Origin of the sequence: Nocardia sp. CC213A (assembly GCF_030766805.1) — a bacterium.
Lineage (GTDB): Bacteria > Actinomycetota > Actinomycetes > Mycobacteriales > Mycobacteriaceae > Nocardia > Nocardia otitidiscaviarum.
This window is the reverse complement of record NZ_JASFXA010000001.1, coordinates 513,196-527,423: the sequence shown is the minus strand read 5'-3', so window position 1 is coordinate 527,423 and position 14,228 is coordinate 513,196. Positions and strand designations below refer to the sequence as shown.

The following is a 14,228-nucleotide window of genomic DNA, read 5'->3' as shown; positions in this document are numbered from 1 at the left end:
GGGAATTCGATGACTGAAACGACGGCGACAGTGAAATCGGTGTCCGAGGTGGTCATCGCGACAGCGATGCGGCACACGCACTACAACCGCGACCAGCTGGATACCTCGGCGGATCTCGAAGGGGAGCTCGGGATCGACTCCGTCGTGCTCATCGGAATCATCGGTGACGCGGCGAAGCAATTGGCCCTGCCTCCCAATCTCACCTCCGATATCTCGGTCACCACTCTGGGTGCGCTGATCGTAGAGCTGGAAGCCTATGTCGCCGGTGCGGTCATCCAGGAGCCACTCGCGGATCTCGGCGCGCTGCCCCTAGCGGATCCGGAATTGGCGGTCGGAGAGCTGGATCCGACCGAGCCAGCCGGGATCGGGACGTGGGATGGGCGTTCGATGCGTGACTTCCTCACCAGCGACGAACGTAATCTGTTCGCGAAAACCGCGGAGTTCGCCGCACATCGCCGCGCCCGTGAGGCGGAGCATCTGTACTGGTACGGCATGCCGTTGCAGTCGCGATGCACCAACCGGGCCAGGATCTACGACGAAATCACCGGCCGTACACGCGAATTCCTCATGTTCGGCTCCAACAACTACCTCGGCCTGGCCAACCACCCCCAGGTTGTCGATGCGATCTGCTCCGCTACCAGGGAATTTGGTGCCACCAACACCGGGTGTCGCATTATCGGCGGCACCAACCACCTGCACAAGGAACTCGAACGCCGGCTCGCCGTGTTCAAGGGTCGTGAGGCCGCCATCGTGTACCCGGGCGGCTACAGCGCCAACCTCGGTGCCATCTCGGCTCTGGTCGGCTCCAAGGACGCGGTCATCGTGGACAAGCTCAATCACATGAGCATCGTCGATGGCTGGAAGCTGTCGGGCGGGCTGCGCCGGATCTACCGGCACAACGATATGGCGCATCTCGAGAGTGTCCTGGATGTGTGTGCCGAGCATGCCCGCGGGATGTTGATCGTCACCGACGGGGTGTTCAGCATGCACGGTGACATCTGCGAGTTGCCCCAGATCATCCGGCTGGCCCAGCGCTACGGCGCGCGGGTACTGGTCGACGACGCGCACGCCACCGGGGTTCTCGGTGCCCGGGGTACAGGTACCGCCGAGCACTTCGGCTTGAAGAACGAGGTCGATCTGGAACTCGGCACCATGAGCAAGACCCTCGCAGGCATGGGTGGATTCGTCGTCGGCGACGAGGACGTGATCGATTACCTGCGCTTCTACTCGAATTCGTACGTGTTCGCCGCGACCATCCCCACTGGTGTCGCGGCCGGGTTGATCGCCTCGATCGATGTGATCGAACGCGAACCGGAACGAATCACGGTGCTGTGGAACAATATTCGCAGCCTGACCGGATACCTCACCGACGCCGGCTTCGATCTGGAACGTAGCCGGAGCGCGATTGTGCCGATCGTCATCGGCAACGAGCGCAAAGCGATGGAGATGGGACGCGCTGTGCGGGCGCGTGGCTTGTTCTGTCAGACCGTGGTCTTCCCGGGGGTGCCGCTCGGTGAGGCACGCTTGCGTGTCAGCGTGACCTCCGAGCACACGCCGGAGGATCTGGCGTTGGCGGCGCAGATCTTCATCGACGCGGGGCGGGAAACCGGAGTACTGGAATGAGCGACCGCGTCATCTGCCTGCCGGATATCGTCTCCGACGAGCATGCGGCCCGTCCGGCATTGCTCGGAAGGACCACAGTCACCTACGGCGAACTCGCGACCGCGGTGCATGCGGTGGGCTACCGGCTGCGCGAACTCGGTGCGGCCTTGGGGGACCGGGTAGCCATCTGGATGGACAAACGCCCAGAATTCGTTCAGGCGATACTGGGCGCACTGCATGTCGGGTGCGCGTACGTCGCCGTCGACGGTGCCCATCCGGCGAGTCGAGTGCGGGCGGTCGTCGCGGACACCGAGCCGATCCTCCTCGTCACCGATGAGCGCCATCTGGCGCACGTAGCGAAGCTGGACCTGCCGGACTCCGTCCGCACCGTGGTGGTGGTCGGCAGCGCGGACGACGCGGGGACGCCAGAACGGACGGTCACCTGGACTGATTTCGTCGGTGGCGTCGGGGAAGTCCACGTGCGACGAGCGGTGCTGGCACCGTCGCACCTCGCTGCGATCTTGTACACCTCCGGGTCGACGGGACCGCCGAAGGGCGTCCAGATCTCTCATCGCAATCTCGGCGTGTTCATCGACTGGGCCTGCGCCGAGCTGGATCTGGATGCGACGGACGTCTTCGCCAACCATGCGTCGTTCAACTTCGATCTCAGCACATTCGACCTGTTCGCCGCTATTTCGGTGGGTGCGGCGATGTGGATCATCGAGGACGCGGAGGCTCGGGATCCGGTGGCGCTCGCCAACGGGATTCGCGAACACGGTGTCACCGTGTGGTACTCGGTGCCGTCGATCCTGACTCTGCTGACCACGTGCGGTGCGTTGACGCCTGCGGTGGTCGGCACCCTGCGCTACGTGCTTTTCGCTGGTGAGGTTTATCCGAAGCCGCGGCTCGCGGAACTAGCAGCACTGCTGCACGAGAGCGCTCAACTCTACAACCTATACGGGCCTACCGAGACGAACGTATGTACCTACCACCGGGTCACCGCACAGGATCTGAGTTGTGACGAGCCGTTGTCTCTCGGACGCCCGGTCGGCGACGCCTCATTGCTGATCGTCGACGAGCACGGACTACCGATCGACGGGCCGGATGGGTTCGGCGAGCTGGTGGTCGAAGGCAGCTGCGTCACCCCCGGATACTGGGGTCGGGAGCGGGAACCGATGGCGGAGCAGCATCGGCAACGCCGCCACCCGACCGGTGACCTGGTGAGCTGCGTCGACGGTCAGATCATCTATCGCGGACGCAAGGACAGGATGGTCAAACTGTCCGGTTACCGTACCGAGCTGGGAGAGATCGAATCGGTGCTCGTGCGGCATCCCGCGATCGATGAGGCAGCGGTTGTCGTCGCCGGGGAGGGTCCGACGGCGCGGCTGACGGCCTTCTACACGGTTCGATCCGACGCGTCGGATCTGACGCTGATCGACCTGAAGAGTTACTGTGCCGAGCACCTACCGCGGTACATGTTGCCGCGCAAGGCTATCCGGGTCGAGACATTGCCGCGCAATGCGAACGGCAAGATCGACTACAGGCGCCTCGGCGAGTGAGCGAAGCCATGCGAAAGGATCCGCTCGAACTCCGTGAACCTCGGCCGCCGCGGACTACGGGCGATCGATGGTTCGCTGGGTCCGCCGGCAGCGGGGCGGCGATCCGGCTGGTGTGCTTCGCTCATGCGGGCGGTACGCCGTCGCTGTTCCGGGACTGGTCGGCCCATCTCGGCCCCGATCTACTCGTCGCGCCGGTGTTGTTGCCCGGACGCGGAATTCGTCTGTCGGAGCCGGCATGGACGGATATCGGGATGCTGGCTCGCGAGGTTGCCACGGCGGTCGTCGAACAGGCCGCTCCCGGCCGCTATGCGATGTTCGGGCACAGCATGGGTGCGCTGCTGGCCTACGAGGTCGCCTGCGTCCTCCGCGATCGGGGTGCGCCCGCGCCGGAGCACCTTTTCGTCTCGGGCAGCCGGGCGCCGCATCTCTATGGGACTCCGCTCGGTGCCGAACTGCCCGATGACAGGCTGCTGGCTTGGGTTCGTGCGCTCAACGGGTCGCATTCCGGTGCGAGATCGTATTTCGACCGCCGCCTGCCGACATTGCGCGCGGACCTGCGTGCGTGCGAGAACTATCACCCGCGACCTCGGCCACCGCTCGATTGTTCACTGACCATCTTCTCGGCCGCGGGCGATCTCGTCGTCGACACGGAGCACAGCGACCAGTGGTTGTCGTACACCACCGGCCCGGTGCGGCGCAGTCATTTTCCGGGAGGTCATTTCTATCTCGCTGGTCCGCACCGGTTCAGGTTGCTCCACGAGATACGAGACGAACTCGCCCGCCACACCACCGCTCTCGGATCGACGGTCCCACCGGCGATCGCCGAAGGATAACCACCCATGAAGTTCTCCACCTTGACCAAAGTCAACTCCGCGGGCAGCTTGCCGTTGTTGCTGTCACTGGCAAGGAGTTTCGCCACCCCGCTCTACCGCGCCAGCTTCCTCGTCGCGGCACTGGACCAGGGCGTCCTGCGACACCTCGCCGGAGGCCCTTGCGACGTCGAGGCACTCGCGAAGGCCCTCGGGATCGGCGGTGATCGACGGCTGCTGCGTGCCTGGCTGGACCTGGGGGTGCGGCTCGGCGAGCTCGGTGTCGCCGATGGCCGCTATCGTCTGGCGAGCCGTCGGGCCAGGGCGTTGGCTCGGCCGCGCAATGACGCGGTCGCCGCCGCCTTGGAAGAGCTGGTGCGGTTTCATCTGCCGGTGCTGCTGAACGGGCCCGCCATGGTGCGTAGCGGCGACAGACTGACCATGTCGGATCAGGACGGCTCGATCATCGCCCGTTCCAGCCGGATCGTGCAGCCGTTCATCGAGGAGGCGGTGAGTGGCGTGCTGGGTCGTACCGGCCCGGTTCGGCTCCTCGAGATCGGATGCGGCAGTGGAGCGTATGTCCGGCACGCCGCCGCTATCAATCCCGAGCTGACAGCTGTCGCCATCGACTACCAGGACGAGGTCGCCGCGGCGGCCGCGGCCAATATGACGGAGTGGGGATTGGCGGAACGCGTCGAGATCGGACGGGCCGATATAAGGGAGTTCGGCTCGTCGGAACTCTTCGATATCGTCACGATGCACAACAATATCTACTACTTCCCGGCAGCAGAACGCGCCGAGCTGCTCGCGCGCGTGCGCTCGATGCTGAAGACCGGCGGGCGACTGCTGATCACCAGCGCGTGCAAGGGCGGCAATCTCAGTACCGAAGTGCTCGGCCTGTGGTTCGAGTTCGCAGACTTCGGTGGTCCGCTTCCCGATTCCGCGGGGTTGGCACAGCAGCTGCGTGACGCGGGCTTCGCCGATGTCGAAGTGCGCCGCCTGATACCCGGCGAGCAGTTCTGCTCCTTCCTCGGCCGCAATCCGTCATCGCACACCGATGCCGAGGAGCGCCTGTCATGACAGCCACCCCCGAGAGCCTGCACAACCTGATCGTCGTACTCGGCGAATCACCGGCTGCCTCCCCGGAATCGTTGGGCGGCAAAGGCGCTCGACTCGACGAGATGCTCAGGGCCGGACTGCCCGTACCGCCGGCCGTCTGTCTCACCGCCGATCTGTTCGAACGTTTCCAGCGGGAGATCGGTCTCGACGCCCAGGCGCTGGCGGCCGATCCCGAGGTCCTCCGACAACGGGTGCTGACCGCCGAGATTCCCTCGGAGATCAGCGATGCCATCCTCGACGCCTATGCGGCACTCGGAGCGCGGCACGTCGCGGTGCGGTCCTCGGCCTGCCGAGAGGATTCGGTCTCGCAATCGTTCGCCGGACAACACGACACCGTGTTGGATATCTCCAGCGCCGCGGATGTTCTCGATGCTGTGAAGGTGTGCTGGGCCTCGCTGTGGTCGGATCGCGCGGCTGTCTATCGCGGTTCCGGAAATGCCGGCTCGATCGCCGTGATCATCCAGCAGATGGTCCACGCTGACGCCGCCGGTGTGCTGTTCACCCGTGATCCGATCAGCGGGCGCACCGACCGTTTCGTGGTCGACGCGGTGTGGGGTCTTGGTGAGGGGCTCGTCTCGGGACGGGTGAGCGCCGACTCGTTCATCGTGGATCCGGCAGAGCCGCACGTGATAGACCAGAACATCCGCTACAAGGTCACCCAGGCCGTGTCGGTGGCACCGGGCATCGTGGAGTTGGTCAAGGTGGCCGAGAAACTACGCGGCGTCGCCTGTCTGTCGCACGCGCAATTGGTCTCACTCGCCGCACTGGCGGTGCGGGTACGCGAGCAGTACGGTTCCGAGCAGGACATCGAGTGGGCAGTACAAGGCGGAGCGCTCTATCTGCTTCAGGCCCGGCCCATCACCGTGGATACTCCGAAACCCCTGCGGCGCAGCCCCTATCGCGACCCCCAACCCGATGCGATACAGCGGAACACCCTGTGGTCGAGGATGGATATCGGCGAGATCTTCACCGGAATCATGACCCCGCTGGGCATCTCGTTCTCCGAGTACTACCAGTACAACGTCCACAGCGATTGTGTTCGTGCGACCGGCGTGCGCGATACCGGCGATATCGCCGTGCAGATGGGGTATCTCCAGGGCTATGTATATCTGAATGTCTCCTATACCAGCTATCTGCTCAGCCAGAGTCTGGCGACCAAGGACGAGGAGCGGATCACCGCACGCTTCGCGAGCGAGGATGTCGACCGTGCCGCCTACCGAAATCCCTTCGGCAGCTACCGAACCGGTATCCGTACGGCCAGATCGACAGCGTTCTGGGGCAGGGCGACGGTGGCCGAGCTGCGAGACATGCGTCGCCGCGCGGACCGTATGGTCGCCGCACGGGTCCGTGAATTCGACCGTGCCCGCGGCATCGACCTGACCGTGCTTGAGCTGTCCGCGCTCCGTGCCGAGATGCAGCGCCGGCTGGGGTTCCTCCACGACATGCACGTCGGCTACATGCCGTACTTCATCAACGCCTTCACACTGTACGGCGCCCTCGAGGCGATGTGCGGTTCCTGGCTCGGCGCCGCCGGGGACCACTTGCAGAATCGGGTGAAAGCCGATATGTCGAACCTGCGCACCGTGGCGTCCGTGCGTGAAGTGTGGGAGTTGGCGCGGATCGTACGCCAGCGTCCGAGAGTGCTGCGGATCATTATGTCCGGACCTGCGGGCGATGTGGTCGAACGACTGCGGGCCGACCGGGTGGGCAGGACGTTCTGGAAGACGCACATGGAGCCGTTTCTTCGGGAGAACGGCGCGCGGGCCCAGCAGGAGATGGAACTCACCCATCCGCGCTGGATCGATGATCTGTCGTACGTGGTCAAGATGATTCGGCGCTACGCCGAGGACGGGTTCTCGTTCGATGACGCCATCGAATCCGCTCCCGACCCGCGCTCCGGCGAGGTGGACGAGGCCGTGCGCCGGCTGCCGTGGATCAAACGTCGTGCGCTGAGATCCGCGATCTCGATGTATGAGCAGTGCAGCTCCCTGCGGGAGGTCGCACGCATGTCGATGATCACGTCGGTGTGGCTGGTTCGAGAGATCGTCTACGAGGTCGGCGCACGGTTGGTAACGATGGGGGTTCTGCGCTCCCTTGACGAGGTCGCCTATCTGAACTTCACCGATGTCCTGCGCTACTTGGCGGGTGCGGAGGACGCGCGCGATATCTTCACCCGCCCCGCGATCGACGAAGCCCGTCGCACCTTCCAGAACTACGCCCGGATGCCAGCTCCGCCGATGAGTTTCGTCGGGGAATGGGACCCTGCCCGATCCGTGCGTTCGGTCCCGGACGGAGCCGCCCTCGAAGGACTCGGGGTCAGCCCCGGTACCGCCATCGGGCGAGCCCGTGTCGTGGAGGACCTGGTCTGGCAGGCCGATGAATTCCAGCCCGGCGAGATCCTGGTGACGCAGTACACCGATTCCTCTTGGACCCCGCTGTTCGCGATCGCGGGCGGCATTGTCACCGATATCGGATCGATGCTGTCGCACTCGGCGATCGTGTCGCGGGAGTTCCAGCTGCCGTCGGTGGTCAACGCGAAATTCGCCACCGCCGCGATCAAAACCGGCGACCTGATCATGGTCGATGGCGACCGCGGTGTGGTCGAGTTCGTGGAGGGGTGAGGTGATGGCGAACGATCCCATCGCCATCGTCGGAGTGGCGGGACTCTACCCGGCCGCCCGCGGTACAGCGGATCTGTGGCAGCTGTTCACTACCGCTGAAACCGACACCGCGCCCGTGGATTTGGACGACCTCGACATCGACGTCACGACGTTCCGCATTCCGCCGGTCCAGCGCGGATCGATCAGCAGGATGCAGATCCTTATGGCCGAGGCCGCCCGGCAATGCCTGGCCGACGCCGGACATCCGGACCGGCCGCTTCCACGCGAACGTACCGATGTTGTGGTGGGGACCTGTTTCGGGCTCGATCGCCAGTACGCGAATGCCTTGCGGATCGACAGCGCCCGCTATGGCCGCGAACTCGAGCGGGCGGCGGAGAACGACCTCGACGATCGGGCTCGTCGCGTCGCCGGTCGGCTGTCCGGTGAACTGCGCAGCCGACTCGGGCGTCACCTCGGCGCTTCGCGCCACGACCGGGTCGGCGAGATGGCGAGCACGATTCCGGCGCGGATCGCGGCGAGCTTCCAACTCCTCGGCCGCACGATCGCAGTGGAATGCGCCGATGCGACCTCGTTCGTGGCCCTGGAGACCGCTGTGACGAATCTTCGCGCGGGCGCCGCCGACGCGGTCCTGGTGGTGACCGGCCAGCGTCGGGACGGCTCGCTCATCGACGAGGCGTTGTCCGCGAAGGGGTTCGGTTCGAGCCGCGATGAGAGTTTCACATTGTCCGATGGGGTCGGCGCGCTGCTGCTCAAACGGCAATCAACCGCCGTGTCCGACGGTGACCGCGTTTACGCGTCGATACTCGAATGCGCTCTGCGCCGCGAACCGCACCGTGGTGCCTTCCGATACTCCACGGCGACGGCCGAGCGTTATGCACTTGCCCAGCATTGTCATTCGGTCAGCTCGGTCGAGCCCGCGGCGGTGCGCTATGTCGATACCGTGGGACCGGGCATCGCGGCAGTAGCGGCGGCCGATGCCAAAGGCTTCGGCCAGATATTCGGAGACGACGCATTCGATGCGATGGTGTTCGGCAGCGCCGTCGAGCAACTCGGACACACCTTCGCCAATGCGGGTGTCGCCGCAGTCACCAAAGCCGCATTGGCACTGTCCCACCGAACGGTACCGCGACACCGCACCCGGTTCGCCGATTCGACGGATACCGGGCCGCACACCCCTCACGATGGTGAGACGTGGCCTGCCGAGCCGAAATCCGGGTCCCGGTATGCGGTCGTATGCGGCTCGGGACTGAGTGGCACGCTCGGATACCTGCTACTCGAAGGCCATCGTGAGCCGAGCGTGGTGACCGCTGCGCGCGGTCGGCCGACGATGAGTACCGAACCCATCGCGATAGTCGGTCTCGGCGGGGCGTTCGCCGGATCCGCGAACGCGGCGAACTTCTGGGACAACTGCCGGTCAGGTCGGGGCGGTATAGGTCCGGTACCCGAGACCGTATTCGATCGGGACCTGTACTTCGCGCCGGGGGAAGTCACGCTCACGCACAGCTACTCCGAGATCGGTGCGGCAATGCGCATACCAGATCATCCGCCACCGGCGACGCATGTCTCCGCGCGTCGCCATGCGGCCATGGACCCCGCCCAGCGCGTCGCGCTGTCGGTAGCCGACGAAGCGCTCGCCCGGTACGGGCGGACGGCCGCGCTACGCGAACGGGCCGGTCTTGTGGCGATCGGGAGCACGCTATGTCTGTCGACGGAGCGCAGGCAAGCGAGCGAGCGCTCGTTCTGGGAACTGGAATCAGCCGCGGCTGGTATCGCGGCACTCACGGACCTGCCTCTGACCGTCCATACCCGCATTCTCGATCGCGCCCGTAGCAGCTATACCGCTGATCCGGATCCGCTCGAGCTCACAGATCTGGATGGCTGGCTCGCCAGCGGCGTCGCGGGTGCCATCGCGAGCGCGTTTCGGCTGCGAGCCGTCCCCGTGGCTGTCGAGGCCGCATGTGCGTCCGCCCTCGCGGCGCTCGATATATCGGTCAATGCCCTGCGGATGGGTCGTGCGGATTTCGCTATTTCGGGCGGCGTCGAACTGGCGTGCACTCCCAGAGATCTGGTGCTGTGTTCGGCACTGGGGCTGCTGTCCCAGACGAGGATCACCCCCTTCGACATCCGGGCCGACGGATTCAGTCCTGGTGACGGCTGTGCGTTGTTTCTGCTCAAGAGACTCTCCGACGCACGGCGCGACGGTGACGAGATATTCGGGCTGATCCGTGGAGTCGGTGCGAGCAATGACGCGAAGTCCTTGATAGCGCCCGACGTCGACGGCCAGGTCCGAGCCATGCGCGCGGCGTACGCGCAGGTGGATTACGAACCCGCCACCGTGGACTATCTCGAGGCGCACGGGACGGGGACCCACGTCGGCGACCGAGTCGAGATCGCCGCAGCGGCAACCGTTTACGGTGCATCGCAGCGTACTCGGCCGCTGGTGATCGGCTCGGTGAAGGCTCTGGTCGGGCACACCTTCGCGGCAGCGGGCGGTGCGGGATTGCTGCACGCGCTGCAGGCGATGCGCGCGGGCGTATACCCACACAACCCACACCTGACGACGGTGAACCCGGATCTGCCATTGCGAGCCATCCCCGCGGTGTTGCCGCGGGAGCCGACCGCGTGGCCGCGGGAGCCGGACCGTCCGCGCCGGGCCGGCGTGAGTTCGTTCGGCACCGGAGGCATCAACTATCACCTTCTCCTCGAGGAATACAGGCAAGGCTGAGCCGGATGAACTTCGATCTACCCGCCGACACCGAGGCGATGTGCGCGGCGCTGACCGCGTTCGCGCGCCGCGACCTCGGTGGCACCGGAACCTTCGTCGCCGAGGACTTCCGACACCGTTGGCAGCTCGCGGGAAGGCAGGGGATTCTCGGTGCGACGGTGCCCGAGCAGTACGGCGGCAGCGGCCTGGACGCAGTGTCGGCGGTCGCGCTGATGGAAGCCCTCGGAGCCGGTGCCACCGATACGGGCTTCGGCTTCTCCGTGGCAGCACACCTGTTCGCCTGCCTGATGCCCATCGTCGAGTTCGGCACCCCCGAGCAGCAAGAGCGGTGGTTACCTCGATTGAGCTCCGGTGAATTGATCGCGGCACACGCCATCACCGAACCCGAGGCCGGTTCCGACATCTTCGCGATGCGCACCACCGCCGAACTACGCGGCGACGAGTACGTACTCGACGGTGTCAAGGCGTTCGCCACCAACGGTCCGGTCGCCGATGTGTTCATCGTGCAGGCTGTCACCGCTCCCGGAGGTGGATTCTTCGGTCTGACCAGCTTCATCGTCGAGGCTGGAACACCGGGCCTGTCCGCGGGTCCCCCCTATGACAAGGTCGGCTTGCGCGGCTCACCGACGGGTGAGGTGCACCTGGCCGACGTCCGTGTGCCCCTGGATTGTGTGCTCGGTGGCCCTGGCGCGGGTGCGGCAGTGTTCGCCGGTTCCATGAAATGGGAGCGCACCTGCCTGTTCGGCGTCTATCTCGGCGCAATGCGGCGGGTGCTCGACAGCACCATCGAATTCGCGGGCGAGCGCGTGCAATTCGGTGCACCCATCGGTGATTTCCAAGCGGTCAGTCATCGGATCGTCGATATGGTGATGCGACTCGAGTCCGCGCGCCTGCTGCTTTTCAAGGCGGCCGCGGACCTGGCCGATGGCGGCAACAGCGAAGTGTGGTCGGGGTTGGCGAAGATCGCGGTCAGCGAGGCGGCGGTGCAACTGGGACTCGACGCCATCGGGGTGCGCGGCGGCCTCGGCGTCACCGAAGGCGAAGCCGAAGCCCTGCTTCGGGACGCACTGCCCTCACGAATCTTCTCTGGCACGAATGAGATTCAGAAGAACAACGTAGCGCGCGCATTGGGGTTGGGCCGACGTGCACCGGCCCGGCGACGCTGAAAGGAAGCTGATCCATGCAGGTCATCGTCCATCTCATCGAACTCCACTCCGGCATCGATCCGGCCGCCTTCGAACACTGGGTACGCACAGTCGATTACGCCACCTGCCCCCAGCTTCCCAGTGTGCGCGCGTTCAGTGTGCAGCGTGCGGACGACGCTGTGGGGGAACCCCGGCACTATTTCGAGATCATCCAGGTGACCAGTCGGGCCGACTTCGAAGCCGATATGCGCACCCCGGCTTTCGCCGAGCTGGTGAGCGCCTTCGACACGATGGCGTCGGTGGTGCGGGAGTTCGCCGGGGTACGGCTGGACCCCGGCTACTCGGCTACCTGATTCCGTTCCAGCTCTGGTCAGTTCGCGTCGACGACGGCCTGTGTGGCGTGCTCCGGTGCACGATTGCCGCTCTTCGGCGCTCGATTGCCGAAGCGGGGGAGCGTCCGGTCCAGACCGGCGGGCAGCCACCAGTTCCAGTCGCCGAACAGTTTGAGCAGTGCCGGGACCAGGACGAGGCGCACCAGGGTCGCATCGATGGCGATGGCTATGGCCAACGAGAACCCGAACTGTTTCAGCTCCGGGACCGGGGCGATGAGGAAGCTACCGAATACCGCGACCATGATCGCTGCCGCCGCCGTGATCGGACGCGCCGTGTGCTCGATACCCACCGCGATAGCCGAATCGGTGTCGTGTCCGTTCTCCCAGGCTTCCTGGATGCGGCGGATGAGGAAAACCTCGTAATCCATCGACAATCCGAACAGCAGCACGAACACCGTGAGGGGGATATAGACCTGCAGGAAACCTGGGCTGGTGAAGCCGAGTACACCTGCACCGTGACCCCATTGGAACACCGCCACCGTAAGGCCGATGGCCGCGGCGGTCGCGAGCAGATTCATCAGGACGGCTTTCACCGGTAAGGCGACACTGCGGAATATCACCAGCAAGAACAGCAGCGACATGCCGAGCACCAACGCGACGACCCAGGGCAGCTTCCGCGTCGTCTCATCGGACAGATCGACGAATCCCGCCGTCGCGCCACCGACCAGGACCTGTGTGTCCGGCATGGCCTCGGCCAGGTCATCGCGAATGTGCCGGACCAGAGCGATCGCATCGGTCGAGTCGATGGCGACGACCGGTACCACGTTGAGCAGGATCCGGTCGTTGTTGACCAGTGTTTCGATGTCGTCGACACGCTGGTCGTCGGCCAGAGTGGCCGCCAAGCGGTGGGCTTGCTGTCGGCCGGAGTCGTCGAGCGCGGTGTCGCCGGATCCGGTGAGGACAACCTGAATCGGGGATACCGCACCGGATGAGAAGGAACGGTCGAGGATGAGCTGCGCCTCCGCGGTGGGCTGGTCACCCAGGGACGCCGTACCGAGATCGATACCGTAGCGCAGACTCCCGATCGGCAGTGCGGCCAGTACCAGGACCGTACTCGCCGCCGTCGCGAACAGGACGGGGCGACGCATCACCAGTCGCGCCCATCGTGCCCACATTCCTTGTGTCGCAGCGGAATCCGAACGCACGTCGGCGGGGCGCCACCGGACGGGGAGCTGCCACTTGTTCACCCGGGGGCCGAGGACCGCCAGCATGGCGGGCAAGAGTGTGAGCGCGGCGATCAGAGTGCAGATCACCGAGACGAGAACGCCGGTACCGACCTCACGGAAGATCGGCGAGTCCATGATGAAGAACGAGCACACCGAGATACCCACCACCACACCGGAGAACGCGATGGTACGTCCCGACGTGGTGACGGCGACGTCGGTGACCTCGGCGATCAGCGCCGGATCGGACTCGGTGATACGGCGACGAGCAAGTTCTTCGCGGAATCGACTGACGATGAACATCGCGTAGTCGATGCCGATTCCGGTACCGATCATCGTCACGATGCTGATCAGAAAGGCGTCGAAGGTCAGTCCGAAGCTGAGCAGGTAGAGCACGCCGAAGGTCAGGCTGAGCCCGGCGATGGCGAGCAGCAGGGGGAGGACAGCGGCCAACACCGCTCCGAATGCCAGCACCATGATCACCAGGGCGAGCGGCAACCCGATCGATTCGGCTTCGGTCGTCGCCGCGGTCTCCACCGTCGTGAGGTCGTTCGTAATCGGCGAGAAGCCCGTCACATTCGCGGTCACGCCGGCGCCACTGGCATCGGCGACAGCCTGCTGCAACGCGGCCGCGCGACCGGGGAGTGAACCGGCGTCACCCTCCAAGCCGACCAGCGCCAGGGCCGCACGTCCGTCGTCGGACACCTGATTCCTCGCGTTCGGATCGAACGGGCCGATAACGGTGACCACTCCGTCCTCCGCACGTGCCGTCGCCAGCACGTTGTCGATGACGGCCCGTCGATCGGGGTCGGTGATCGCGCCCTCGGGACTGTCGAACACGATGACGTCCTGCTCATTGCCGAGGCCGGAGAAGTGGCGCTGAACCAAGGTCGAGGCGCGGGTCGACTCGGCCTGATCCACCCCGTAGTTCGGGGCCTTCAACTGGTCGGCCATGAGCGGAAAAACCGCACCGCAGACGGCGATCAGTATGATCCAGGCCGTAATGACCAAGCGACGGTGGCGTGCCATTCGTGCACCCCAGTGGTGATGTCTCATCCTTTGTCTCTCACTAGTCGGGAATCTCTCACTGGTC

9 protein-coding genes are annotated in these 14,228 nt (G+C 65.3%); 8 read left to right on the top strand and 1 reads right to left on the bottom strand.

The features are described 5' to 3' along the window. The first annotated feature begins 9 nt into the window (after window positions 1-9). From QJS31_RS02445 to QJS31_RS02410, 8 genes are all read left to right on the top strand, one after another. Window positions 10-1,623 carry a pyridoxal phosphate-dependent aminotransferase family protein gene (locus QJS31_RS02445; RefSeq protein WP_282776719.1) on the top strand — a complete coding sequence of 538 codons (1,614 nt, stop codon included), beginning with the start codon at window positions 10-12 and terminating at the stop codon, window positions 1,621-1,623. Next, on the top strand, window positions 1,620-3,161 hold the full coding sequence (locus QJS31_RS02440) for an amino acid adenylation domain-containing protein (RefSeq protein ID WP_282776717.1): 1,542 nt from the start codon (window positions 1,620-1,622) through the stop codon (window positions 3,159-3,161). The genes QJS31_RS02445 and QJS31_RS02440 overlap by 4 nt, the downstream gene beginning before the upstream one ends. A gap of 8 nt (window positions 3,162-3,169) precedes the next feature. Further along, window positions 3,170-3,994 (top strand): thioesterase II family protein, encoded by an 825-nt coding sequence (locus QJS31_RS02435; RefSeq protein ID WP_306355851.1) that lies wholly within the window; start codon window positions 3,170-3,172, stop codon window positions 3,992-3,994. A gap of 6 nt (window positions 3,995-4,000) precedes the next feature. Next, the gene (locus QJS31_RS02430; RefSeq protein ID WP_306355850.1) at window positions 4,001-5,050 is read left to right on the top strand and encodes a cyclopropane-fatty-acyl-phospholipid synthase family protein; all 1,050 of its coding nucleotides are present in this window, start codon (window positions 4,001-4,003) and stop codon (window positions 5,048-5,050) included. Next, a complete protein-coding gene (locus tag QJS31_RS02425) occupies window positions 5,047-7,710 on the top strand; it encodes a PEP/pyruvate-binding domain-containing protein (protein WP_306355849.1) in 2,664 nt (887 codons plus the stop codon). Before QJS31_RS02430 ends, QJS31_RS02425 begins: the two co-directional genes overlap by 4 nt. Before the next feature lie 115 nt (window positions 7,711-7,825). Further along, window positions 7,826-10,435 (top strand): polyketide synthase, encoded by a 2,610-nt coding sequence (locus tag QJS31_RS02420; RefSeq protein ID WP_372341514.1) that lies wholly within the window; start codon window positions 7,826-7,828, stop codon window positions 10,433-10,435. A gap of 5 nt (window positions 10,436-10,440) precedes the next feature. After that, window positions 10,441-11,601 (top strand): L-prolyl-[peptidyl-carrier protein] dehydrogenase, encoded by a 1,161-nt coding sequence (redW, locus tag QJS31_RS02415; RefSeq protein WP_306355847.1) that lies wholly within the window; start codon window positions 10,441-10,443, stop codon window positions 11,599-11,601. Window positions 11,602-11,615: 14 nt separating this feature from the next. Next, complete coding sequence (locus QJS31_RS02410) at window positions 11,616-11,933, top strand: hypothetical protein (RefSeq protein ID WP_282776707.1); 318 nt, start codon at window positions 11,616-11,618, stop codon at window positions 11,931-11,933. A 17-nt stretch (window positions 11,934-11,950) separates the two neighbouring features. On the opposite strand, the gene QJS31_RS02405 is transcribed toward QJS31_RS02410, so the two are convergent. Next, window positions 11,951-14,164 carry an MMPL family transporter gene (locus QJS31_RS02405; RefSeq protein WP_306355846.1) on the bottom strand — a complete coding sequence of 738 codons (2,214 nt, stop codon included), beginning with the start codon at window positions 14,162-14,164 and terminating at the stop codon, window positions 11,951-11,953. Window positions 14,165-14,228: the final 64 nt, after the last annotated feature.

Coding starts and splice junctions, on each gene's coding strand:
- QJS31_RS02435 (WP_306355851.1), top strand. CDS start 3,170: ATGCGAAAGGATCCGCTCGAACTCCGTGAACCTCGGCCGCCGCGGACT.
- QJS31_RS02425 (WP_306355849.1), top strand. CDS start 5,047: ATGACAGCCACCCCCGAGAGCCTGCACAACCTGATCGTCGTACTCGGC.
- QJS31_RS02430 (WP_306355850.1), top strand. CDS start 4,001: ATGAAGTTCTCCACCTTGACCAAAGTCAACTCCGCGGGCAGCTTGCCG.
- QJS31_RS02440 (WP_282776717.1), top strand. CDS start 1,620: ATGAGCGACCGCGTCATCTGCCTGCCGGATATCGTCTCCGACGAGCAT.
- redW (WP_306355847.1), top strand. CDS start 10,441: ATGAACTTCGATCTACCCGCCGACACCGAGGCGATGTGCGCGGCGCTG.
- QJS31_RS02445 (WP_282776719.1), top strand. CDS start 10: ATGACTGAAACGACGGCGACAGTGAAATCGGTGTCCGAGGTGGTCATC.
- QJS31_RS02405 (WP_306355846.1), bottom strand. CDS start 14,164: ATGGCACGCCACCGTCGCTTGGTCATTACGGCCTGGATCATACTGATC.
- QJS31_RS02410 (WP_282776707.1), top strand. CDS start 11,616: ATGCAGGTCATCGTCCATCTCATCGAACTCCACTCCGGCATCGATCCG.